This window comes from Shewanella sp. GutDb-MelDb (genome assembly GCF_002836075.1).
In the GTDB taxonomy this organism is placed as follows: domain Bacteria; phylum Pseudomonadota; class Gammaproteobacteria; order Enterobacterales; family Shewanellaceae; genus Shewanella.
The window spans coordinates 14,521-39,268 of sequence record NZ_PJBM01000224.1 but is presented as its reverse complement, the minus strand read 5'-3'; the positions used below and the strand labels follow the sequence as shown (position 1 = coordinate 39,268).

The window sequence follows — 24,748 nt, the reverse complement described above, 5'->3', positions numbered from 1 at the left end:
ATTTTGACTGAGCATTAATCTATGTGGTTTAAAAATCTAACTGTATACCGCTTTAACAAGCCTTTCTCTGTTGACACTGAATCAATGGAAAAATCACTGGAAGACTTCACCTTCTCTCCATGCTCAAGCCAAGATGTCAGTAAGTTTGGGTTTTCTAATGCCCTCGGCAAGCATGGCGATTCTTTGGTCCATACCGCTGCAGACAGACACCTTATCTGCGCGACTAAAGAGGAGAAGCTTCTACCTGCTCAAGTAATTAAAGAAGCCTTAGAAGATAAAGTGGCTCTGCTTGAATCTGAAGATGGTCGCAAGCTTGCCAAAAAAGAGAAAGATGCGCTAAAAGATGAGATCATCATGACTCTTTTACCAAGAGCCTTTTCTCGTCGTAGCCAAATTCGCGCGCTTATATTGCCTGAAATCCAGATGGTTTTGGTCGACAGTTCAAGCGCAGCTAAATCAGAAGAGCTTATGGCTTTGCTTCGTAAGGCCATTGGCACTTTACCTATCATTCCAATTAGCTTTAAAACGCCAATTGAAACACAGTTAACAGAGTGGTTAAAAGAAGGTAAAACACCTGCCGCTTTTGAAATGCAAGATGAAGCCGAGCTAAAGAGTGATTCTGACGAGGGCGGTATTGTTCGCTTTAAGCAGCAAGATTTAACTGAAAATGAAGTATTAGCGCATATCGAAGTCGGTAAGCAAGTACATAAGCTAGCACTGCATTTTGGTCAATCAATCGCCTTTCTTCTTCAATCAGATGCTGCGATTAAGCGTCTTAAATTCTCTGAAGAGTTTAGAGCAGGCAATGATGATGTTGGTGATGAAGATCCGATGGCGCGTCTTGATGCCGATTTTGCCTTAATGAGTAGCGAGTTAATCGCCTTAGTTAATTCTGTAGTCGATTCCCTCGGTGGACTCGAAGACAGTATTTAAGTTAACGACTGATATTGCGGTAACAAAAAGGCGCCTAAGGCGCCTTTTTACTCTTTAAATATAGCTGCTATTACTCAGCAGCCTTTAATTTACCCTCTTTATCGAACGGCCAATCAATGCCCAACCAAGCTTTGAAAAATGCTTTTTGAGAACGGCTCGGTTTTTCAACACTACTTATCGCCAATTTACCGCTCTGTTGTTCACCTAGCGCAAGCTCTATCTCTTTAAGTCTGTCATTACTAAATAGAGTAACCTTTATCTTGCCATCCGCTTTAAAGTCCTTAATACGTGACTCAAACCCAGCAGCTGTGACTTTTAAGCCATTAATAGCCACAATTTCATCGCCGAGCACAATACCAGCGTTCCATGCGGGTCCATTACGCAGTACGCGTGAAAGCACTAAGCTATTAGATTCAAGTGTGACACCTACAAAAGGTTCAGACTTAGCATCGTCTCCATAACCCACCGTTAAACCTGCTTGGTCTAACATAGTGTCGAAATCTAAACTAATAGGTGAGTTAACATGCTCCTGCCACCACTTTTCGTAGCTCGTTCCCGAGACATTTTTCAAAATGGCTTTTACATCAGCAACGTTGTAGCCCGCCGGAATGCGGTGCGACTGATAGAGCTCACGATGCACGTCGCGATATGAACGCTCCAACTTGGTTTCATCGAGTAAAGAGAAATCCAGTGCCAGCGAGGTTAAATAACCTTCAGAGTATATGTTAGTACTATGGTTTACGGCATAATCTCCGCCGGTACTTGCCCATTGATTGGCACTCGCACTTGCAACGGACTGCACTTCTCTACCCGGAGTTTTCTCGCTTTGTGCAACACGCTTCGCCAAATCTTCGAAGAACTCCTTCGCGGTCATCACGCCAGCACGGAGCAACAATTGGCTTTGAAAGTAACTTGTTGAGCCCTCTGCCATCCAAAGCAGCTGAGTGATCCCCTCTTCCTGATAGTCATAGGGAACTAACCCTTCAGGACGGTATGCTTTTACATTCCAAGTATGAATAAACTCGTGCGAAGCCGTCTTTATAAAACCAAGATAGTCCTTACGATCACGATAACTAAAGCGTGGACGTTGAATAATGGTCGAGTTCAAATGCTCAGTTGCACCACGAGCGCCACTAGTGGCATGCACCATATAGACGTAACGTTCGAAGGGATAATCATCCCAAATGACCTCCGCTTGGCCACTTAGTTTAGTTAAATCATCAACCATCTTGTCGATGTCGTAATTACCTTCACCCCAAATGACTAACTCATATTGCTTGCCATCTGCCTTAAATTCTCGGTATTCACTGATCCCGGTTTCGATAGGAGAGTCGACTAATATGTCGTAATTAGCCGCCGTAAAACTGTGGTTCGTTGGCCCACTATCCATACCAGAATAACTATTCCAAGCAGAAGGAACTGCTAGGCTGACATGGATAGGCTCATCCCTAAACTGCGGGCTATAAACAAAAGTGCCACTGGCATCGAGGAAAGCATGGGAAGCATCGATATGATTGACCCGTTGCCCAAGCTTATTGGCATAGAGCTGATATGAAACCGTGACGGTTGTTGGTTTATCAAGTGCAATGGTCCACTCCCCACTTGCCGTTCTGCTCCAAGGCAGCGTATCGCCGGCGGCATTTTTTGCAGTGAAAAGCCGCACCGAATCTGCAAGTGGCAGCACTTCATACTTACCGGTACGCCAAACGGGTAAATTAACGACTAAGGCTGATGACTTTGTTGCAGGAAAAACCACCTCCACTTTGGCTAAGTGGTGCTGTGGATTTGATAAATCTATTGAGTAATCAACGTCTGCAATGGCTACTGGAGAAATTAATGCGCTAAAAGTTAAGATTAGGGGAACTACTGGTTTCACTCTCGCTTCCTTCTGTTATTATTGTTTTCATTAAGTCGAAAAGTATAACATTTGACTTGATTACACCAATTAAAATAACAAAAAGATATAGCTCTTGAACTTTAGCTTAGAGCAAGGAATGACCTACCCATGCGCAGTGTGTTGACCCTTTTATTGATTATATTGTTCAGTTGTATAAGCAACTGCGCTCATGCGATAGCCAGAAATGACGTTGATACAGAGCATAAGTTTAGAGAATCTCCCAATAGTTTACGCCAATCAATCAATCATAATTTACCCACACTCCCAGATTTCACCAACAAAGAAGCGCTTAATCGTTATGCGATGAAAAATGGACTCTCGCTTGCCGATCTTAAATTTGAGCTGCAACTATTAGCAAGACTATCGTTAGATTTATCAACCAAAAATGACGACCGTTACACTGTAGCTAGAAAATTAATCGACCAATTAGAACTTGTTGCAGACAATGACTTTGATAAAAGTTATATCCTCATGCTTAACGGCCGCTATATAGGCAAAACTAAACAAGATTTCAAATCAGCTATCGCTTTTTATCAACAAGCAATCACAGTACTTTCCGCTAACCAGAGTGTGAAAGTACAAGTATTACGGTTTACCCTGCATGAAAACATTGGTGTTATGCACATGATGTTACGAGAAGACGAATCTGCACTAGCCCACCTCAAAAGCGCTCAAGCAGTTGCACTTGAGATTGCAGACCCCTACATGATCGCTCATGCAGAATCAGTGCTGGGGAAGTATTACTATAAAAAAGGTCAGTATGGAAAATCACTTTCGCATTACTCTGAAGCGATAAAACATACCAAGGCAGATGAAAACCCAACTCAAGATGCGCATATTCAAATGCAATTAGCCCGAGTCTATCGTTCACTCAAATCTTGGGATGATGCCTTACGCTACGCCACTGCAGCCTCGGCAATATACCAACGCCTCGGTAAAGAGGTTTATGTCGCCGCCAGCATGACGGTGATAGCAATGACCTATGGTGAACAAGAGCAATGGTATAAAGCGATTGATTACTACTTAAATGCCCAACAAATTGATGCCAGACTCGGCAATTATATCGGCCAAGCGCTTACGTTACATAATCTAGGTGAAGCCTATTTTAAAATTGGAGATACCAAAACATCCATTTCTAATCTACTACGTGCAAGCGCCATTTTTAGCTCTCGTAATAGCGATCACTATTTAGTTTATAATCATCTTTTACTTGCCGAAGTGTTTAACAGTATCTCCGATTGGGAGCCTGGATTAAAGTACGCCGAATCCGCGACTCGTATAGCAGAAGAAATGAAGCTTGACGATGAGCTTATAGAAGCACTTACCTTAACTTCAGCCGCGCAACAGCACCTTGGGTTGTTTGAACAGGCATATCACAATATTAACAAGATCCTTAATTTGCGATCCAAAGACGGCAATGAGGTCAACGATGACCAGCAAGCTAAGCTATTATTTCAATTACAAAAAGCAAAGCTTAACATTAACCAAAAAGATAACGATTTACAGAGACAAGAGAGCTTGCTATCAACTAATCGTTTAATGTTGATTTTCTGTTTATTGGCACTCGCGTTAACCTCAATTATGTCTATTTATCTGTGGCGAATTAAGAACAGCTTAACAGCGAAATGCACTAAATTAGCACAGAACAGCAGCTTGGACCCATTCACTAAAACAAGCAATTACTCTGCTTTCATTCAAGATTTCACTGATTACAGCAATACATTTAAAACGCTCGCCTTAATATCATTAACAGAACAGTTAAATTCAGATCTAGCCCAAGGTTATTCATGTAATGCAAAAATGAATAAACAGCAGATAGACTCACTGTCAGGGGCTTTAAATTGCCAAGTCTATATTGTTCGACCAGGGCTTTTTCTCTTGAGCTTTGACATAAAAGTGGCCCCCGACACACTACTGAGCAACATAAAAAACGCCTTAAATGATAACTATGGTGACACTTGTTTGCACATGGGGCTGCTAAACCTGCCTTTGCTCGCCGATCCAGCACTCAAAATTTCAGCTGAGCAGCACTTCGGTACGTTACAGATGATGCTATCGGCAGCGATCACCTTAGGTAACCAACAAAATTACTATGTCACCCTAAAGCCGCTCAATTTTGCATCTTCAGGTATCTTTGAACCGCCGCTATATCTCAATATTGAAAAAAGCATTATCCGTGGCATCATCAAAATAGAGACCAACGGCATCAAGGGTGATATTGTTTGGCCAAGGTGGAAGAGCCATCAAAATGTCGATTTGGCCGCCGAGTTGAGTTAACGACACAAATGAAGCCCATGCTCAAGTGATGGTTATTCCGCTTTAGACTAACTACTGTTAAAATAAGCACTAAAGTCATAATTCGAGTATGTACGGTTGATAAAGGAAGAGCTAAATAAATGAAGGATGCCGTCGCCAGCACCTCACAGCTAAGCGTATTACAGCAAAAGCTCTATTCAGCAAGGCAAGCCCTTGATGATATGAATGAAGACCAAAATAAAAAGCTTCAGCTCCTTCTGCAGTTTATTAGCCAGCTGAGCTTAGCGTGCAAAGGCCAGAACATTGAATTGGACAACAAACTCGCTAAACTTCGGCACAAATTAAGCCGCTTTAGTCAGATTGATAACGCCATAACCGACCTAAACGACGTTGAAGGCGTATTAAAGCAACAATATAACCACGTCATGTTGCAGCTTGAAGAGAGCCGTAGCTCCTTATCTAATATCGTCAGCCAAATTCAACGCATTGAGTCTCTGCCAACAAAACTCAAGAAAGAGATCTCCTATTTCAAAAAAGAGCTCGTAAAACCATTTCATACCTATTGGGATTACATTCCAAAAGTAGAAAAAATCATCCAGTTCTACGATGAGATCCTTAACGAGCAGCTCCGTCTTGGCGAACAATTTGAAGTGTTACCAAGACATCGTCAATCAGCCCACGAGCTGGCATTGATGCTATCGGAAATAGAGTTTAGAAAAGAGCAACGAGAACAAATTTCGTCGATAAAACTGTCATTAACTGAAGATTTTGAACTCGACACCTTATTAAACGCCTATCAAGTTGTACTTAGCCTATTACTCGATAATATTGCGAAAGAAAAAACGGCATCGCAAGAGTTTTTATACATACTCAACGGTGCATTAAGTAATGTTCGCGAGGTGGTAACAGACTCCTACACGCATTCGGTAAAAAGCTTTCAAGTTGCTAAAAAACTGAATGGTGAGATCAATAATCAAGTCGATAATATTGACGAGTCGGTTGCTGAAACTAATGATATCGATCACCTAAAAACACAAGTAACAGAGCAACTATTAGCATTACGAACCGCACTCAGCCGTAAAGAAGCACTAGAGAACAGAGAGCAGATTCAATTACGACAATCTGTTGAAGCGCTGCGCCGCGAGCTAAACGAGCTAAGTAAAGAAACCGAAACCTATAAAAAGCGCTTGTTTGAACAACAAAAGCTGAATCTGCTCGACTCACTCACTCAACTGCCCAACCGTGCTGCACTTGAAGAGCGCATGGACATTGAGTATCGTAATTACAAACGCACTCAACAACCACTATGGGTCGCCGTTGCCGATATCGATCATTTCAAAACAATCAACGATAGTTTTGGCCACAGCACGGGTGATAAAACACTGCAAGTGATTGCTATGGCGCTAAAAAGTTCTTTAAGAGATACTGAATTTGTTGCCCGTTACGGCGGTGAAGAGTTCGTATTTTTACTCCCAGACATTGGTGAGAATGACATTAAGCCTTTACTTGACCGAGTAAGAGAAAAAGTAAAAAGTATTCCTTTTAAGTTTAAAAATCAGAGAATTACAGTTACAGTATCTATAGGCGCTGCACAAATTATTGAAAATGAGCTCATCAGTGAAACCTTTGAACGAGCTGACGCCGCGCTGTATAAAGCTAAACATGAAAGCAGAGATAGAGTCATTATTGATTCATAAGCTGTCCTCGGCGAGAGGTATTTTTACCGCCACTTTTCTTTAAAGGACAGTTAATCTATCACTGCTAAGGAGCTGCTATGATAGTGAAAATTAGTCCCCGAGGAAGCTTAGATCAGCTTTCACAACTCGAAGTTGACAGACTCAAACAGAACGCAAAAAGTGAGCTTTATCAGCTCTACCGCAGTTGCTCGCTTGCAGTATTAGCCTCTGGCTTGCAAAGCGATAATGCGGAAAGTCTTTTCAATCAGTTCAGTGATTTTAATATTAATGTCTTAAGGCGAGAGCGCGGCATTAAGATTGAATTGACCAATCCGCCACAAGAAGCCTTTGTCGATGGCGAAATCATCTCTGGTATACAAGAACACCTATTTTCAGTGCTACGCGACATCGTCTATATCTATGATAAATACGACAACCTAAAACACATCAATTTAACCAACGCGAGTCACATCACTAACGTGGTTTTTGACATTTTACGTAATGCTCGCACAATGCCGATGCTCGACCCCAATATTGTTGTCTGCTGGGGAGGACATAGCATCAATCCGATTGAATACCAATATACCCGTGAAGTGGGCTATGAGCTTGGATTACGTAAGTTAGATATTTGTACCGGTTGTGGCCCTGGTGCAATGGAGGGCCCGATGAAAGGCGCTGCCATTGGCCATGCAAAGCAAAGAGTAAACCACGCTCGATATATAGGTCTTACAGAGCCGAGTATTATTGCTGCTGAACCCCCAAATCAAATCGTCAACGAGTTGGTGATTCTGCCTGACATTGAAAAACGACTCGAAGCATTTGTTAGGCTGGGGCACGGGATCATTATTTTTCCTGGCGGAGCGGGTACCGCAGAAGAGCTGCTCTATTTACTGGGTATTTTGCTCAATAAACATAATCAAGAGATCCCCTTCCCACTCGTGTTAACCGGGCCAAAAGAGAGTGAAGAATATTTCTTACGCATTGATGAATTTATTGCTGCAACGCTAGGACCGGAAGCACAAAGTAAGTATCAAATTGTGATTGATGATCCATCAAAGGTTGCTCGTATTCAAAAAGAAGCGATGGAGAAGATTAAGACCTTCCGTAAGGACAACGGCGACTCCTATCAATATCAGTGGTCTTTGAAAATCGAACCTGAATTTCAACTACCTTTTGAACCAACTCATGAAATGATGAGTAATTTAGATTTACACGACCAATCGAACAAAGCAGAACTGGCGGCAAACTTGAGAAAGGCTTTTTCAGGTATTGTTGCCGGTAATGTCAAAATGGAAACGATCAAGATAATTGACCAGCGCGGCCCCTTTGAAATTAAGGGGGATCCAAAACTCATGGCGTTAATGGATAATCTACTTAACGCTTTTGTTTCACAACAACGAATGAAGTTACCGGGAAGTGCTTATATTCCCTGTTATAAAATAATGAAATGAATAAATTTTTAATTTTAGATGGCATGAACTTAGTGCGGCGGATCCACGCCGCTCAACCCAACGAATCAGATATCAACGGCCTAAAAGAGCGCGTTAATGGCGCTTGTAAAAAGCTAATAAAGTATCACCAACCATCTCACGTAGCGATAGTATGGGACGGTAATGCATTATCATGGCGCAAATCACTATACGAAGGCTATAAAAAGGGCCGTAAGCCAATGCCTGAAGCATTGTCCAACGGTCTTGCCGATATTAAAGCGTTTCTTGCGGAACATAACATTGCCTCACTTAATGCCGAGTCGGAGGCCGATGATGTTATTGCCACCTTGGCGACTAAGCTCGTCAGCATTGGCGGCGAAGCCATTATAGTGTCAACCGATAAAGGATTTTGCCAATTAAATCATCCTAATATCAAGCAGTGGGATCACTTCAATCAAACATATATGACGGTTGAAGCCATGGAACAAAAGCTAGGTGTTGAACACAAGCAATTTATTGATTATTTGGCGCTCGCCGGTGACAGTGGCAATAAAATTCCTGGAGTGCCAGGTATTGGTCCTAAGTCCGCCGTTGAATTGCTAAAGATATTTCGCTCACTGGCTAATATATATAGCTCAATCGAACAGGTTGGCACTAAACAAGCTAAAAAGCTTGAAGATGGCAAAGAAATGGCCCGACTAAGCTATAAACTAGTGCAACTTCAATTAGATATGCCTTTAAATGCAAACCTAAAGCAATTTAGGCTACCGAAAACTAATTAACTAAAACTTACAACTGTTAACAAAAAGTTACCTTATTAGCATTTACGCCCATTACTTTGCATAGTATCGTATTACGTTATTGGAATTGCCTATCAAGGAACCCGAGTACAGATGAAATCCAAAGTCCCCGTAATCATTGGATCTATTTTTGTTGCCTACATTGCCTTTGTTGCGGTCATTATGGTGTCTTATGACCCAACTCCAGATGAAATGGATTGGGAAGATAGGCAGGCTTACAATAGAGCTAAAATGACAGAAATCACTATCGGACAAAGCATCGCTGAAGTTAAAAGCATCTTTGGTAAAGCTGACTTTAGTGAAGCTAAAATCTCTAATCAGCAGAATCTACAGATCTTATTTTACCGCACTCAACATAAAGAATCAGACGGTGAAACAACCAAAGAAGAGTGCACTCCTCTGCTATTTAAACAAGGACAGCTTGTTGCTTGGGGTGAAGAGACTTACCAGCAATATCTGACCAGCCAAATAGATAGCTTATAAGCCCGTTTTAACAGAACACTACTGAAAGAATAACATCGGCAAGTTCCTCTCGGAACTTGCCGATGTTGTAATAAGTACTTAAAAGCGAGGTTTAAAGGTAAGGTTTAACAATATTAGCCATCATGTGAATATGGTCATCATTATCATTAAGTGCTGCTATATACCTAAACTGCTCCCCTCCCGCGTCCTTAAATATGTGTTTGTTCTCTCCCGCGATCTCTTCAAGCGTTTCAAGGCAATCAGCACTAAAAGCCGGACACACTACCGCGATATCTGTAACCCCTTTAGCGGGTAAAGACGCCATAGTGGCATCAGTATATGGCGTTAGCCATTTAGCCTTACCAAATCGCGATTGGAACGTCGTAATGTACTGCTCTTCAGTCAAGCCCAGCTTTTCGACTAACAACTTACTGGTAACCATACAAAAACAGTAGTAAGGATCGCCAAGATGAAGATTACGTTCAGGCATGCCATGGTAAGACAAAACGAGCTTTTGCGGTTGACCGTTAAGCTCAAAGTCCCGAGTTATAGAAGCCGCTAACGCATCAATAAAGTCAGGGTTGTCATGATATGTATTAATAAAGTGCAACGCAGGCAAGTAGCGCCAAGTCGTCAGCTCTTTAGCTATAGCATCAAAAGCAGATGCAGTGGTTGGTGCGGCATACTGTGGGTATAGCGGCAAGACCACCAACTTATCTACGCCGTCTTTATGCATTTGTTGTAATGTTGTCGATACCGAAGGTTGTCCATAACGCATGCAGAACTGCACCGAGACATCTTCGCCTGCTTGCTCAAAATACTGAGACAATTTTTGAGTTTGACGTTTAGTGATATCCATCAATGGTGAACCATCTTTGGTCCAAACCTGTTGGTATAAAGCGGCTGACTTAGCCGGTCTTACACGCAAAATAATTCCATGCAGAATAATCATCCAAACCAATCTTGGGATCTCCACCACTCGAGGATCAGCTAAAAACTCTGCTAAGTAACGCCTTACAGCTGAAGCCGTTGGCTCATCGGGTGTTCCTAGGTTCATTAACAACACACCCGTTTTCCCACGCTTTTTATGACCTACATCCTTAGTTAATCCTGAAAACTTTGCCAAGAGAACTCCTTAAACCTTGATAGTGAAAATGTTAATCGACGATATTACTGGCTAATATTTAGCCCTTGGAGCAGCGGTCATACCCGATTGAGTAACTATTACGTTCAAGCCAACTTATAGATCAGTATTTTGCATAAAAAAGCTGCCAATACAAACTATTGCCAGCTTAATCTTAGACAAACGTTAATGAGGTAAAAACTCAAACCCTATCAGTTAATCTAGGTTGAGTGTTACGCCATCCATTGAGCTTGAGCTGGCAGTATCCGAACTTTGCAACTTAATCATTAAGCGTAAGTCATTCGGTGAATCAGCATGATGCAGTGCATCAGCGTAGCTAATCTCACCATCACTATAGAGTTTTAACAATGCCTGATCGAAAGTCTGCATGCCTTGTTCATTCGACTTGGACATGGTTTCCTTTAATAAGTGCAGCTCATTCTTAGCAATCAAACTGGCCACTCGCGGCGTGTTAATGAGCACTTCAATCGCGGCTCGGCGGCCAGTACCATCACTCTTAGGCACTAGTTGCTGGGCAACGATTCCACGTAAATTAAGTGACAAATCGAACAACAATTGATGATGTTTGCTCTCTGGAACTAAGTGCATAATACGGTCGAGAGCTTGGTTAGCATTGTTGGCGTGCAATGTTGCCATACACAAGTGACCCGTTTCGGCAAAGGACAATGCAAATTCCATTGTTTCTTGACTACGGATCTCGCCAATCAAAATCACATCTGGCGCTTGGCGTAATGAGCTCTTAAGCGCCGCGTCAAAGGATTCAGTATCGATGCCAACTTCACGCTGAGTGATGATACTTTTGCGGTGATCGTGAACAAATTCAACCGGATCTTCAATTGTTAAGATATGCCCGCGAGCATGGGCATTTCGATAACCAACAAGCGCGGCTAGAGACGTTGATTTACCAGTACCCGTTCCACCAACCATAATGACTAAGCCACGCTTACCCATGACCAAATCTTTTAGAATTGGCGGTAACATTAAGTCATCCATGTCAGGAATTTGTGTCTCAATACGACGCATGACACAACCCGGAGCTTCTCTTTGCCAAAAGGCGCTAACACGAAAGCGGCCTAGATCTTTAACGGCGAAAGCGAAGTTACACTCGCGAGATTGATGAAACTCCACTTTTTGCACATCGGTCATTAATGACTCAACAAAATCTAATGCCTGTGCCGGACTAAATTTGTTCTCGCTCAATGAACGTAATTCACCATCAATTTTTGCACTAGGTGGAAAGCCTGCCGTAATAAACAGATCTGACGCTTTACGCTCAGTCATTGCCTTTAAAAAGGGACGCACATCCATAAGTATTTATCCGTTTAAAAATTGGTTTGCTTGTTTGAACTCTTGAGCATGGCATCTTCACGGGTGATTTGACCGCGATTAACCAAATTCTGCAAACACTGATCCAGTGTTTGCATACCATGCGCCATGCCCGTTTGAATCGCTGAGTACATTTGTGCCACTTTATCTTCGCGGATCAAGTTACGAATGGCTGGCGTCCCCATCATAATCTCATGAGCTGCCACACGGCCACCACCGACTTTTTTAATCAAAGTCTGGGAAATAACGGCTTGCAGTGATTCCGATAACATCGTTCTCACCATGCCTTTTTCTCCCTCAGGGAACACATCAACCACACGGTCAATCGTTTTAGCGGCTGAGGTGGTATGCAAAGTACCAAATACAAGGTGACCGGTTTCAGCTGCTGTCATCGCCAGTCTGATCGTTTCAAGATCTCGCATCTCACCCACTAAAATAACATCCGGATCTTCACGTAATGCACTGCGCAACGCCGCATTAAAACTGTGAGTATGACGATGCACCTCACGTTGGTTAATCAAGCATTGCTTGTTTTGATGCACAAATTCTATTGGGTCTTCAATCGTCAATATGTGGTCATGGCGATTTTCATTTACGTAATCAACCATAGCCGCCAGCGTAGTACTCTTACCAGAGCCAGTTGGACCAGTCACCAGTACAAGTCCTCGAGGGAAACTCGCTATTTGTTTGAAGATTTCAGGGGCGCCAAGTTGCTCAAGACTTAAGATATCGCTGGGGATGGTACGAAATACCGCAGCCGAACCACGAGACTGATTAAACGCATTAACACGAAAGCGTGCAAGACCTGGCACTTCAAACGAAAAATCTATCTCAAGGTGTTCTTCATAATCTTTTCGTTGCTTATCATTCATTATATCGTACACAAGACTGTGAACACCTTGATGGTCTAGAGCAGGAAGATTGATCTTCCTAACTTCACCATCAACACGGATCATAGGAGAAACCCCCGCAGAAAGGTGTAGATCTGATGCATTGTGCTTTACACTAAAGGCAAGTAATTCTGTGATTTCCATAGTTTGGGATATCCATTCAACCAAAAATATACAACATGACAACAATAACAGACAGACTAGCGCTCGCCCAGCACAGGATTAATCAGGCGGCACAAAATTCATCACGAAATCCTACAGATGTGCAGCTGTTAGCCGTGAGTAAAACCAAGCCCAATAGCCAAATAATCGAGGCCTATGCTGCAGGCCAAAGACGTTTTGGTGAAAACTACGTGCAGGAAGGGGAAGCGAAGGTCACTAGCCTAAGCACGGATTACCCCGACATAGAGTGGCACTTCATCGGCCCCTTACAATCCAATAAAACAAAAGTGGTCGCGAGTTTATTTGATTGGATGCATACCGTTGAGCGTGAAAAAATTGCGATCCGGTTAAATGAACAGCGTCCGGCAAAGATGTCTGCGTTAAATGTCTGTATTCAGGTCAATATCAGTCAAGAAGCAAATAAGTCAGGCGTTAGCGGAGCTGACGTATTTTCCCTTGCTGAACAGATCAACGCCTTACCCAATTTGAACTTACGCGGATTGATGGCGATACCGTCTGCCAATGTCGACATTATCACCGCAACATCGGAACTCGCAGCATTACAAAAACTATATGCATTATTGTCAGAGCGATACCCGAGTGTAGATACTTTGTCAGTCGGCATGAGTAACGATTTGGAATTAGCGGTAGCCCACGGCTCAACCATCGTAAGAATTGGTAGTGCGATTTTTGGTGCTCGTGATTATCCAAAAACAGATTAAAAGTCGGACACAATAAATGAATATTATTTAATGCATTAAAACTTGGTTTTGACAGGCTTAACCCAAATATTAAGTGATGTAACCTTTAAAAGGTTGCTATAGATAATGTGTCGTCCTAACGAAAATAAAAAGAGAACTCAATGTCACAAAAGAAAGTGTGCTTTATTGGTGCTGGTAATATGGCCCGCAGTATCATTAGTGGTTTAATTAACAGTGGTTATGCCCCTGAGAGCATTACAGCTTCAAATCCAAGTCAACCAAAGCTAGATGCGCTTAACAAGGATTTCGGCATTAAGGTGACTAACGATAATGTTGGCGCCGCTGCGACGGCCGATGTCATCGTATTGGGTGTAAAGCCTCACTTAATGCAGCAGGTTGGCGAGCAATTAAGTGGCCTTGATCTTTCAACTAAATTAATTATTACTATTGCTGCAGGCGTGACAGCCAAGCGTTATAGTGACTTTTTCAAGCAAGAGATCAAATTAATACGTACTATGCCTAATACCCCTACTCAGATAGGTGTAGGCTTAACAGGTTTGTTTGCTGGTGATGATATCTCCGCCGACAACAAAAGCTTGTGCGAGACGCTCATGGCAACCGGTGGCGAGGTTATTTGGGTAGACAAAGAAGATGACTTAAATCAGGTGATAGCATTAGCAGGAAGCTCACCGGCATACTTCTTTCTATTTCTAGAATCTATGGTTGCAAGCGCAGTAAAGGGGGGGATGCCGGAAGCTAGCGCAAGAGAAATGGCGCAACAAGCGGCATTAGGTGCTGCATTGATGGCCAAACAAAATCCTGACTTAAGTTTGGCGCAATTACGAGAGAATGTAACTTCAAAAGGTGGCACTACGGCGCAAGCTGTGGCAACGTTTGAAGAGGGAAATTTAAGAGCGCTAGTCGATAATGCAATGACAAATTGTATTGCGCGGGCTCAAGAGATGGCAAAACAGTATTAATTCCTTTTATTTAACGTGAAAAGTAGAGTAAACAAATGAATGCATTTAGTTTTCTAGTAAGTACAGTATTCGATTTATACCTGATGGTGGTCATTTTACGGCTCTGGTTACAATTCGCTCGTGCCGATTTTTATAACCCCTTTAGCCAGTTTATTGTTAAAGCCACTCACCCCATTGTCGGTCCTCTAAGACGCGTGATCCCATCGTTCGGCAATTTTGATAGCGCGTCATTTGTCCTGGCGATCACGGTCGTTATCTTAAAATTTGTTCTGCTAACCTTGATGGCAGGTGCAGCGCTAGACGTACCTAATATTTTACTTATCTCTTTAGTGTCGGTGTTTAAAGAAGCAGGTGTGTTGCTATTTTGGATGCTTATTTTACGAGCAATATTAAGCTGGGTAAGCCAAGGACAAAATCCAATTGAGATGGTAATGAGTCAGCTTACTGAACCTCTATTGGCCCCTATACGCCGTATGTTGCCCCAAATGGGTGGATTAGACTTGTCATTACTGGTGGTGATGATAGTGCTTAATTTCCTCAATATCTTGCTCGCCCAATATGTACCATACTGGGCCAACGTATAGTGGTAGCAATAACGATGCAGCAGGGAAACCTGCTGCTTCAGCTTTATATCCAACCCAAAGCGAGTCGTGATCAAATTGTAGGACTTCATGGTGAAGAGCTCAAAATAGCGATTACCGCACCACCTGTTGACGGAAAAGCCAACGCGTACCTAACCAAGTTCCTCTCTAAAGCATTCAAAGTGCCTAAGGGTGATATAACGATACTCAAAGGCCTGATGGGCCGACACAAACAAGTTTTAATCCACTCTCCTAGGTTGATACCACCAGCAATACAAAACCTTTTGTAACCGTATACTTATAAGAAGTTTAAGGCGTTTATCGCACTTAAGTTCTATACTAGTAACAAAGCTATCACCTAAGGAAAGCCCATATGTTCCGCTCTCTAACAGCCATTTTATTGCTAAGTTTGTGCCTCATCAGTAGCGCATTTGCTGAGCAAAAACAAAAAGTCGGCAACTACGATATTCATTACGTAGCCCTAAGTAGCACCTTTTTAACACCCAGTATTGCCAAGTCTTACGGTATTAAACGCAGTAGCTATACTGGGATCTTAAATATTTCGGTGTTAGATACGAATGTAGACGGTAACCCTGCGGTGCCTGTTGAAATTACCGGCATAGCCAATAACTTACTTGATGCACGTGTTGAATTGAAATTTAGAGAGATACGTGAAGGCGACTCTATCTACTATATTGCAGAAGTCCCTTATCGAGATGATCAAGAGATCAACTTCAACATTGCTTTAAAACATGGCTCGAAGCTCAATACACAACTTAAATTTAAGCAAAAATTTTATGTAGAGTAACGCTATACCAGTTGCATTAAATATGAGGGCGAAAATGCCCTCATTATTTCAGCGCCCTTGCATATAACTACAGCACACCACTACATTTTCTATACTTAAACGACTTCAACCTACTCACTTCAACGTTTCCTTAGAGCAAGACAAGAAGCAACATATGTCTAAATACATTCTTGATAAATACCACCACAGACCGTGGATATATCGGGAATGCAGCAGTCATTAACGGCCTAGAACGCGGTCATGTATCGACATACTGAATCCTGCCGCTTGAAGTTTTTTTGGCTATATAGCCTTCGGCAGTTTTAGTCATATCAGCATCGATAGTTTAATTTCTGGATTCTAGCGATACCTTCCGCAACAGAGTCAATCAGTGGCAATGACAAAATGGTCTTAGGGGCTGTTGATCTTTCGAGCTTAGTTTTTGTTCGACTCTTTCCCGTAAAGAATAATGATTTTAGTACAAGGCTTGAGCGATGATGTTTAGCTGGCTAAGCGAAAAGCTCGTAACGCACGCTTGTAGTAAAAAAATAGAAGTATTGAAACGAACTCTAAGGGCCGCGCTTCTTGGCTATTTTTACGGTGTTGTAGGCTATTTGTGGAGAATGACTAAACGACATAGCCTCCGCCTTGTCAAAATAGCCAATAAACGGCGGCAAAAACAACCGTGAAAGATCTACAGCCCCTAGTATCAGCACATATATAATGCAATTAATGGCTCGGTTCGCTATTATTGCGGCCATATTTTCAGACACCTTAAAGGTCTTCCATGAATCAAATCGTCCTTGCTAGTGGCAATAAAGGTAAGCTCAAAGAATTTTCAGAACTAATGGTTGATTACGGTGTAGAGATCCTCGCCCAAAGCGAGTTTAACGTCTCAGAAGTGGCAGAAACCGGCACCACTTTTGTTGAGAATGCGATCATTAAGGCACGCCATGCTGCAGAAATAACAGGCCATGCAGCTATCGCTGATGACTCTGGTTTAGAAGTTGATTTCCTACAAGGGGCACCTGGGATCTATTCAGCGCGTTATGCGGGTGAAGGTGCGAAAGATCAGCAAAATTACACCAAGTTACTTAACGCACTAGAGAACCAGTCACTGCGCGGCGCTCGCTTTCAATGTGTATTGGTCTACATGCGTCATGCAAAAGACCCGACACCCATTATTTGCCAAGCGTCATGGGAAGGCACTATAGGCTTTGCTCCGCAGGGTGAAAATGGCCATGGGTACGACCCTATATTTATCCCCGCTGAACACCAATGTAGCGCCGCCGAGCTTAGCAGTGATGAGAAAAACCAGTTAAGCCATCGTGGTAAAGCGCTCGTTTTGCTTATTGCTGCAATGAAACAACAAGGTATCTTTAACTAATGTTAATCCTGCCACCATTAAGCCTATACATTCATATTCCTTGGTGTGTACAAAAATGCCCCTACTGTGATTTCAACTCTCATGGTCAGAATGGCGAGTTGCCACAAACTGAATATGTAGACGCGCTTATTGCCGACTTAAAACAAGATCTTCAGTATGTTCAAGGCCGACAGTTACACACTATTTTTATTGGTGGCGGCACGCCCTCTTTGTTTGACGCAGCGCAAATACAACGCCTTCTCGTTGAAGTTGATAAACTTATTAAGTTTAAAGACAATATAGAGATCACCATGGAGGCTAACCCTGGCACCTTAGAGCATGATGATTTTATTGCCTACCGCGAAGCGGGCATCACACGTTTGTCTATCGGGGTGCAGAGTTTTTCCAGCGACAAGCTGAATTTACTCGGGCGGATCCATGATAAGACAGAAGCTGAAGTTGCGGCACAAAAAGCAAAAGTATCGGGTTACCAAAGCTTTAATTTAGATCTAATGCATGGTTTACCGAACCAGAGCTTTGATGAGGCTTTAGCCGATATTGAAACCGCTGCTGCATTGGCACCGCCACATCTATCTTGGTATCAACTGACTATAGAGCCCAATACGCTGTTTCATTCCAAGCCACCTCAACTGCCTGACGATGAAAAACTATGGCAGATTTACGAGCAAGGGCAAAAAAGGCTTGCCGAGCTTGGTTACGTTCAATATGAAATATCTGCTTATGCTAAAGAAGGCTTCCAATGCCAACATAACCTTAACTACTGGCAGTTTGGCGACTACTTAGGTATAGGCTGTGGCGCACACGGTAAAATTACTCAGCCAAGTGAAAATCAAATTTTGCGTACCGTTAAGATTAAGCACCCTAAAGGTTACCTTGCTGCAGATAATTACACCTCTGATGTCACTATCGTTGCAGAGGAAGACAGACCGCTTGAGTACTTAATGAACCGTTTAAGGTTAATGACACCTATCCCTAAAGTTGAGTTTGAACAACGTACCGGGTTAGATCGAAAAGTATTAACGGATGGAATTGAGCAAGCTTGTGCTAAAGGATTAATGACTCAAAGCAGCGACCATTGGCAGCTAACGCCCAGAGGCCATATGTTTGTGAATGACTTATTGTCACAATTCCTATAAACCTTTGAATAGATTAGTTATAACTAAATAAAATAGCTTGATAGACACATTTTCTAACACTTAGATCAAAACATTAACTCTAGGCTTCTTTAGGATAACAATCATAATTCTAAGGAAGTCTAAAAATGCCCATAAAAACAAAAATAAGTTTTATCGCCCTGTCCCTTTCAGTTTGCTTAAGTTCCGCAGTATATGCAGCACCATCACCAATCAATTATGCAAGTCCAAGTGAACCTGTCGCTCAAAAAGCCAATAGTGAATCTGAAAAAGCCAATGCGCTGTTTGAAAGTATTTTCATGGAAAACGTATTAGCCAGCCCTATATCACAAACCTATTTAGGCATAAAAACAGATTACGATAAATGGGATGAGATGAGCGACGCAGCAACTGATGCTGACTTAGCGCGTACTAAAAAGCATTTAACCCAACTAAAAATGCTCAAAGTAGCTAAGCTTGATAGGCAGACAAAGCTTAGCTACCAGCTACTAACACAAAAGCTTGAGCAAGAGATCAAAGACGATCAATGGCGTTACCATAGCTACCCAGTTAATCAGATGTATGGTGGCCATTCACAGATAGCTTCCTTCCTCATAAACCAACATCAGATCAGCGATATAAAAGACGCTAAAGCCTACATTAGCCGCTTAAATGGCGTGTCAAAGCGTCTTGCTCAACTGCAAACCACATTAGAAATACGTGCAGATAAAGGTATTATCGCGCCTAAATTTGTATTCCCATATGTCATTTCCGATAGCAAAAACATCGTTAAAGGTGCACCTTTCGATGAAGGCGAAGACAGTGCTTTATGGGCTGACTTTAAGCGTAAAGTCAATACGCTGTCGATTAGTTCAGCTGAACAACAACAGCTTCTCTCAGCAGCAAAAGAGGCATTAGTCGATGAGGTTAAACCGGCATACGACAAACTTATCAGTTATCTGGTTAAGCTTGAAACCAAAGCAGATACTCGCGATGGCGCTTGGAAATTACCTCGGGGTGAAGAGTATTATAACAATGCTTTAGAGCGCACAACGACGACGCATATGAGTGCCAATGACATTCATAAGTTGGGACTTTCTGAAGTAGCTCGAATTCAGAATGAAATGCGTGACATTATGAAGAAAGTTAACTTTGAAGGTAGCTTACAAGCATTCTTTACCTTCATGCGTGACGACCAACAATTCTATTATGCCGATACCGATCAAGGCCGTCAGGCCTACTTACAAGAAGCTATTTCACTCATTGATACCATGAGTAGCCGTCTTGATGAAGTGTTTAAGGTAAAACCAAAAGCACCAATGATTGTTAAGCAGGTCGAAGCATTTAGAGAAAAATCTGCCGGTAAAGCCTTCTATAACAACCCTTCACCAGACGGAAGTCGTCCGGGCACCTACTACGCTAACCTTTATGATATGAAGGCGATGCCAAAATACCAGATGGAAGCTCTTGCTTATCATGAGGGAACACCTGGTCATCATATGCAGATAGCTATCGCTCAAGAGCTTGAGGGTGTGCCTAAGTTCCGTAAATATGGCGGCTATACTGCTTACATTGAAGGATGGGGATTATACAGTGAGTACTTCCCTAAAGAGATGGGCATGTATGCAGATCCATATTCTGATTTTGGTCGACTAGCGATGGAGCTATGGCGTGCATGTCGCCTCGTGGTTGATACAGGTATTCATGCTAAGAAGTGGTCACGTGAAGAGTCAATAAACTACTACGTGTCGAACACACCCAACGCCGAGTCTGACGCCGTTAAAATGGTCGAAAGGCATATTGTGATGCCATCACAAGCAACCGCCTATAAAGTCGGTATGCTGAAGCTACTTGAACTAAGAACCAAAGCACAAACAGCGCTAGGTGATAAATTCGATATCAGAGATTTCCATACTGTAGTACTGCAAAATGGCCCAGTGCCTCTTGATGTACTAGAAAGTGAAATCGACCTTTGGATAGAGCAGAGTAGCTAAAACAAAGCGGTTACTGTGATATGCACAGTAACCTATTTCACTTAAAAGAACGCATTAAAAAAGCCACTTATGATAGTGGCTTTTTTATGTCATCTAGAACGATAAGCATTATCTAACGGCTTTCAAACTTTCACTTATGCGAGTCAACAGATAAAATTGCTGGCTACAGATAGCATTGAACCACTTAACAGAAAAATACCCCGGTAAAAGCCGGGGTAAACCAAAACTAGGATGATGGTTTGAAGGCTAGCATTGTTTTAGTTCTTACACTTCAGCCAGCATTGAATCAAAACTGCGTTAAGCTGATCTGTATAGCACAATAAAGAGGGGTCATTCTCAACTCTGCTATAGGACTCAAATCATTTTGAACCAACTGGCTCCAATTGTATTAAATTAAGAACAAACTGCAACCTAAACAATAAAAACCAGCATTAGTAGCCACTAAATTGGCACTGACTAAACAACGGCCAGTGCAACTTAACCATCTGATTTGAAATACTTTATATTAACTTACAACTAACAGAGATAAACATTGTTCTAAATATAAAACAATGTTTTCTATATTTACTTACGTTTTGCATACAATTCTTTATATGGGTCATCCCAATAAGGTGGGCTACCGATATGATCTTTAATGAAATCGATGAATGCGCTGACCTTTGGTGCTAAATGTTTACGTCTTGGATATACGGCTTGTAAAGGCAGATGATTGGTCAGTTGCCACTCATCAAGTAATGGCACTAACGTGCCCTGAGCAATTTCATCTTCCAATAAATAACTGGCAAGATAAACCACACCTAAGCCACTCACTGCTGCTGTTTTTAGCGCAGGTGCATTATCGACTCTAAAGTTGCCCGATACGCCTATCTCACAATAATCATCGCCTTGCTTAAACTGCCAAACACTATGCTCATGCCACTCACCTTGATAAACAAGACAGTTGTGATCGACCAGCTGTTCAGGTCGGTTTGGCATACCATGTTGCTCAATATAAGAAGGAGAGGCTGCCAATAAGAACTGACATTTCATCAGTGGTCTTGCAACCATGCCAAGAGGTAACTGCTCAGACATCGTCAGTAATAGATCTAAGCCTTCACTGACTACATCGACCTTGTGGTCAAGGAGGCTGACTTGCAGTTCAAGCTCCGGGTGTCTTGCCATAAATTCTGGTAAAGCAGGAATGATATGCATAGTACCAAAAGACTGTGAGATACCCACCTTCAAGACACCACGAGTAGCATCATTTAGGTTATGTACGCTGGCAACAGCCTGATCTGCATCTCTTAGCAGCTCTTCACCTTGCACATAGAGCAAATGACCTGCTTCAGTCAAACTTAAACTACGAGTAGTACGCTGAATAAGTTGAACGCCAAGCTTATGCTCAAGATCTGCGACCTGAGTACTCACTTTTGACTTAGATATTCCTAACTTTCGTGCCGCAGCGCTAAAACTGCCCGCTCGAGCTACATGAGTAAAAATTGCGATTGGTTCTAAAAGTTCTAACATGTAAATCGCCTTAAGGTGTTTACGAGAGTAATAGTACTTCCATCGCTAAGATAAGCCACCAAGGCCAACAATACCTTATAGAGCAATACCTTAAGAGAATATATGTACGCTAGCGTAGAGTGATGATTATTCAACCAAAAAGTGGTTTTTGTTTTTATTCTTAGAAGTATACCAAAAAAAACTTAGAACTCATCATATATGTACTTTTGTACTAGCATGTAGTGAGCATTCATACTGGCATACAGAACAATAGGATAGCGTTAGATAAGAGGATACAGAGTCAGTTTCGCTTGCTGCTATCGATTTAAGGCACGGTCAGTTAAGACGTTAGCATAGGGGAAAAACGAAAACCCCTGCACAAAGGTGGGATGCAGGGGTTGTTGCAATTTAGCTCAGCAACACAAGAACTATTTTTACCAAGGAGTTTTGGATCTAAAAATAACGATTAATGTTTACTCACGCATTTCTTTGTTTGCCGTCGCTATCAAAGAGTACTTTGCTAATTCAGGTATTTGAGTGTGTAGCTCTTTCTCTAATACCACTAAAGACTTAAATCTCTTACAGAGCTTTTCACCACGAATTTCAAGATCTTGTGCTTGCCCTTCCATTTGCAGCTCTATGTCATCGCCGATTGATTCCATTTTGGTTGAAAATGACTCCATTTTCTGCTCAAACGAACCGCCTTCACCCGACATCATTTCGCTTCCTAGCGTCATCACCATAGTGCCGATAGAGTTTTGGGCTAGCTGCTCCATCTCTTGCTCAAACTCTTCTCCAAATGCATTTTCAAGCGAAGACTCGGTTGCACCAAGGTAAAATGTGTCACCATGCTGATAGGCCACATTTTCAATGCGCTGTTGCAAACCATCCATCATTTCATCAATTTTAGCGCCAGTTGCATCACCTAACAAAGGAGTCAATGCCATACTCACCGCTGTCGAAGCCATTGCTACGGCATCATTAACAAGCTCGATAACCTCGGGAATTTGAGCAGAAACCTCATCGGCGTATTGGTTTACCAATGCTTGCTGCTGTTTGTTAAGCGGTACTTGTTCACCATTGACAAAAAGCTTATTCATTTCAATTCTGTACTGTTCTTTACCGACTTCACTTACGGTCAATTTTTTCGGCTCAACGGTAACGTCGTAATTTAACGATACTTCACATTCATTTTTAAAGTGCTTATCTGAATCTTCATTTGCATTAACTATTTGCACACTAGAGGCTGACAGTAGTACAGCGGATACACCAACAGAGGTAAGTAGTCTTTTCATTGCTTTAGTCCTTTATCGCTTTGTTAATATCATGTTATATAGAATAGATAATGCACGTAACATGCCAAAGAACATAAGTCATTATTATAAAAGGATTAGTGGAATTAATGGTGTGACTTTATTGATAATAAGATAGGAATAATTAGCCAATACTACGAACTATTGGCTAATTATTACATTAGCAGATGAGTTAAAGCAGGAAATTAAAAAATTGAACGACCAAGCGTTTGGCAAAGTGTCTCTAGCGCGGCAGTTCCAGCAAGAGAGTTACCATTAGCATCGAGTTCCGGTGACCATACACAAACAGACATATCCCCTGGAATAACGGCAATAATACCTCCGCCGACGCCACTTTTTCCGGGCATACCAACGCGATAAGCAAACTCACCAGCGCCGTCATATAAACCCGAAGTGGCTAACAAAGCATTTAACTGCCTAGTTTGTACCGGTGTGATCAGTTGTTTTCCTGCGAGGTTTTTACCTCTGTTAGCGAGGTATAACATTGCTTTAGACAGATCAGCACAACTCATTCTCAAAGAGCAATAATGAAAATAACTCTTAAGAACGGTATTAACGTCATTATTAAAGTTACCGAACGACTTCATCAAATAAGCGATAGCAGCATTACGCGCACTGTGTTGATATTCAGAATTAGCAACGACTTTGTCGTAACCCACTCTTGGATTGTCACTGAGCTCACGTACAATTTCTAACATTCGCTGCTTTGGCGCACCTAACCGACCTTGCAACAGGTCAGCAATGACCAAGGCACCCGCATTAATAAATGGGTTTCTCGGTAGCCCTTTTTCTAACTCAACTTGCACTAGAGAATTAAAAGATTGTCCTGATGGCTCTTTACCAACACGTGACCAAATTTCAGGCTCTTCGTAATGCATTAACGCCAGTGTTAAGCTAAATACTTTTGAAATACTTTGAATTGAAAAGGGCTCGAGATAATCTCCAGCCCCTATCGTGACACCATCTCTGGTGGTCACGGCTATACCCAGTTTATTAGCATTTACCTCAGCAAGAGCAGGAATGTAATCTGCAACTTTACCCTTACCTAAAAGAGGTCGTACTTTCTTCACGACCTCCTCAAGTAATGCCAATTCAGGCATTAGCTCCACCAAATATCGTATAGCTCACCGATTTCGACATCTGCAACAGGTTGGCCTTCGAAGAAGGTTTTAACTGCAGCTCGGTCTTCATCTGTACATTTACCGATATCTTGAGTAGCAATAATACCTTCCCACTCTTTATGTCCGCCGCCATGGAACCCAAGATCTCTAGGTTCAATAATTGTCTCGATGAACTGATCAACAATTGAATCAATCTGCTCTTCAGTTACAGACTCATTGAAAGTCCAGTTTGTATCGAATCCAAACTCTTGAAACTCATCAACGCGTAACTTTTTACGTAAACGACGACTGCGATTAGCTGCCATGGTGGA

At 42.1% G+C, this 24,748-nt stretch carries 22 protein-coding genes; 14 read left to right on the top strand and 8 right to left on the bottom strand.

All coding sequences use genetic code 11. From position 1 onward, the window contains the following. The first annotated feature begins 21 nt into the window (after nucleotides 1-21). Entirely contained in the window at nucleotides 22-933 is a 912-nt protein-coding gene (gene rdgC / locus CXF82_RS11560) for a recombination-associated protein RdgC (RefSeq protein ID WP_101090390.1), read from the top strand. Between the two features lie 70 nt (nucleotides 934-1,003). On the opposite strand, the gene CXF82_RS11555 is transcribed toward rdgC, so the two are convergent. Further along, the gene (locus tag CXF82_RS11555; protein ID WP_102044226.1) at nucleotides 1,004-2,809 is read right to left on the bottom strand and encodes a M61 family metallopeptidase; all 1,806 of its coding nucleotides are present in this window, start codon (nucleotides 2,807-2,809) and stop codon (nucleotides 1,004-1,006) included. A 129-nt stretch (nucleotides 2,810-2,938) separates the two neighbouring features. Here CXF82_RS11555 and CXF82_RS11550 point away from each other — a divergent pair, with 129 nt between their 5' ends. From CXF82_RS11550 to CXF82_RS11530, 5 genes are all read left to right on the top strand, one after another. After that, entirely contained in the window at nucleotides 2,939-5,107 is a 2,169-nt protein-coding gene (locus CXF82_RS11550; protein ID WP_102044225.1) for a tetratricopeptide repeat protein, read from the top strand. Nucleotides 5,108-5,226: 119 nt separating this feature from the next. Further along, nucleotides 5,227-6,783, top strand: a complete 1,557-nt coding sequence (locus CXF82_RS11545) for a GGDEF domain-containing protein (RefSeq protein ID WP_101090393.1) — start codon at nucleotides 5,227-5,229, stop codon at nucleotides 6,781-6,783. 77 nt (nucleotides 6,784-6,860) lie between these two features. After that, entirely contained in the window at nucleotides 6,861-8,213 is a 1,353-nt protein-coding gene (gene ppnN / locus CXF82_RS11540; protein WP_101090394.1) for a nucleotide 5'-monophosphate nucleosidase PpnN, read from the top strand. Continuing rightward, nucleotides 8,210-8,974, top strand: a complete 765-nt coding sequence (gene xni, locus CXF82_RS11535) for a flap endonuclease Xni (protein ID WP_101090395.1) — start codon at nucleotides 8,210-8,212, stop codon at nucleotides 8,972-8,974. Before ppnN ends, xni begins: the two co-directional genes overlap by 4 nt. A 111-nt stretch (nucleotides 8,975-9,085) precedes the next feature. Beyond that, nucleotides 9,086-9,475 carry a DUF3192 domain-containing protein gene (locus tag CXF82_RS11530; protein WP_101090396.1) on the top strand — a complete coding sequence of 130 codons (390 nt, stop codon included), beginning with the start codon at nucleotides 9,086-9,088 and terminating at the stop codon, nucleotides 9,473-9,475. Between the two features lie 91 nt (nucleotides 9,476-9,566). Here CXF82_RS11530 and hemH read toward each other — a convergent pair whose 3' ends face one another. From hemH to CXF82_RS11515, 3 genes are all read right to left on the bottom strand, one after another. Next, nucleotides 9,567-10,580: a ferrochelatase gene (gene hemH, locus CXF82_RS11525; protein WP_101090397.1), complete on the bottom strand. Its 1,014-nt coding sequence runs from the start codon at nucleotides 10,578-10,580 to the stop codon at nucleotides 9,567-9,569. A 213-nt stretch (nucleotides 10,581-10,793) separates the two neighbouring features. Then, a complete protein-coding gene (locus CXF82_RS11520) occupies nucleotides 10,794-11,906 on the bottom strand; it encodes a PilT/PilU family type 4a pilus ATPase (RefSeq protein WP_101090398.1) in 1,113 nt (370 codons plus the stop codon). 14 nt (nucleotides 11,907-11,920) lie between these two features. Then, nucleotides 11,921-12,958, bottom strand: a complete 1,038-nt coding sequence (locus CXF82_RS11515) for a type IV pilus twitching motility protein PilT (RefSeq protein ID WP_101090399.1) — start codon at nucleotides 12,956-12,958, stop codon at nucleotides 11,921-11,923. 35 nt (nucleotides 12,959-12,993) lie between these two features. Here CXF82_RS11515 and CXF82_RS11510 point away from each other — a divergent pair, with 35 nt between their 5' ends. From CXF82_RS11510 to CXF82_RS11470, 8 genes are all read left to right on the top strand, one after another. Next, nucleotides 12,994-13,698, top strand: a complete 705-nt coding sequence (locus tag CXF82_RS11510) for a YggS family pyridoxal phosphate-dependent enzyme (protein ID WP_101090400.1) — start codon at nucleotides 12,994-12,996, stop codon at nucleotides 13,696-13,698. A 140-nt stretch (nucleotides 13,699-13,838) separates the two neighbouring features. Continuing rightward, nucleotides 13,839-14,657 carry a pyrroline-5-carboxylate reductase gene (gene proC / locus CXF82_RS11505; RefSeq protein ID WP_101090401.1) on the top strand — a complete coding sequence of 273 codons (819 nt, stop codon included), beginning with the start codon at nucleotides 13,839-13,841 and terminating at the stop codon, nucleotides 14,655-14,657. A 35-nt stretch (nucleotides 14,658-14,692) separates the two neighbouring features. After that, nucleotides 14,693-15,241 carry a YggT family protein gene (locus CXF82_RS11500; protein ID WP_101090402.1) on the top strand — a complete coding sequence of 183 codons (549 nt, stop codon included), beginning with the start codon at nucleotides 14,693-14,695 and terminating at the stop codon, nucleotides 15,239-15,241. Further along, nucleotides 15,241-15,528, top strand: coding sequence for a DUF167 family protein YggU (gene yggU, locus CXF82_RS11495; protein WP_180961203.1), 288 nt, complete (start codon nucleotides 15,241-15,243; stop codon nucleotides 15,526-15,528). The genes CXF82_RS11500 and yggU overlap by 1 nt, the downstream gene beginning before the upstream one ends. Before the next feature lie 83 nt (nucleotides 15,529-15,611). Continuing rightward, on the top strand, nucleotides 15,612-16,046 hold the full coding sequence (locus CXF82_RS11490) for a DUF4426 domain-containing protein (protein WP_101090404.1): 435 nt from the start codon (nucleotides 15,612-15,614) through the stop codon (nucleotides 16,044-16,046). Between the two features lie 766 nt (nucleotides 16,047-16,812). Next, nucleotides 16,813-17,412, top strand: coding sequence for an RdgB/HAM1 family non-canonical purine NTP pyrophosphatase (rdgB, locus tag CXF82_RS11480; protein ID WP_101090406.1), 600 nt, complete (start codon nucleotides 16,813-16,815; stop codon nucleotides 17,410-17,412). Continuing rightward, on the top strand, nucleotides 17,412-18,548 hold the full coding sequence (gene hemW, locus CXF82_RS11475; protein WP_102044223.1) for a radical SAM family heme chaperone HemW: 1,137 nt from the start codon (nucleotides 17,412-17,414) through the stop codon (nucleotides 18,546-18,548). Before rdgB ends, hemW begins: the two co-directional genes overlap by 1 nt. 125 nt (nucleotides 18,549-18,673) lie before the next feature. Then, nucleotides 18,674-20,518 carry a DUF885 domain-containing protein gene (locus tag CXF82_RS11470; protein WP_102044222.1) on the top strand — a complete coding sequence of 615 codons (1,845 nt, stop codon included), beginning with the start codon at nucleotides 18,674-18,676 and terminating at the stop codon, nucleotides 20,516-20,518. A gap of 564 nt (nucleotides 20,519-21,082) precedes the next feature. On the opposite strand, the gene CXF82_RS11465 is transcribed toward CXF82_RS11470, so the two are convergent. The 4 genes from CXF82_RS11465 to CXF82_RS11450 all read right to left on the bottom strand — a co-directional run bounded on the left by CXF82_RS11465 (nucleotide 21,083) and on the right by CXF82_RS11450 (nucleotide 24,742). Further along, entirely contained in the window at nucleotides 21,083-22,024 is a 942-nt protein-coding gene (locus CXF82_RS11465; RefSeq protein WP_101090409.1) for a LysR family transcriptional regulator, read from the bottom strand. A gap of 452 nt (nucleotides 22,025-22,476) precedes the next feature. Then, nucleotides 22,477-23,298 carry a YggN family protein gene (locus CXF82_RS11460; RefSeq protein ID WP_102044221.1) on the bottom strand — a complete coding sequence of 274 codons (822 nt, stop codon included), beginning with the start codon at nucleotides 23,296-23,298 and terminating at the stop codon, nucleotides 22,477-22,479. Nucleotides 23,299-23,501: 203 nt separating this feature from the next. Beyond that, on the bottom strand, nucleotides 23,502-24,416 hold the full coding sequence (gene glsB / locus CXF82_RS11455; protein WP_101090411.1) for a glutaminase B: 915 nt from the start codon (nucleotides 24,414-24,416) through the stop codon (nucleotides 23,502-23,504). Next, nucleotides 24,416-24,742, bottom strand: coding sequence for a 50S ribosome-binding protein YggL (locus tag CXF82_RS11450; protein WP_101090412.1), 327 nt, complete (start codon nucleotides 24,740-24,742; stop codon nucleotides 24,416-24,418). The genes glsB and CXF82_RS11450 overlap by 1 nt, the downstream gene beginning before the upstream one ends. Between the last annotated feature and the right edge of the window lie 6 nt (nucleotides 24,743-24,748).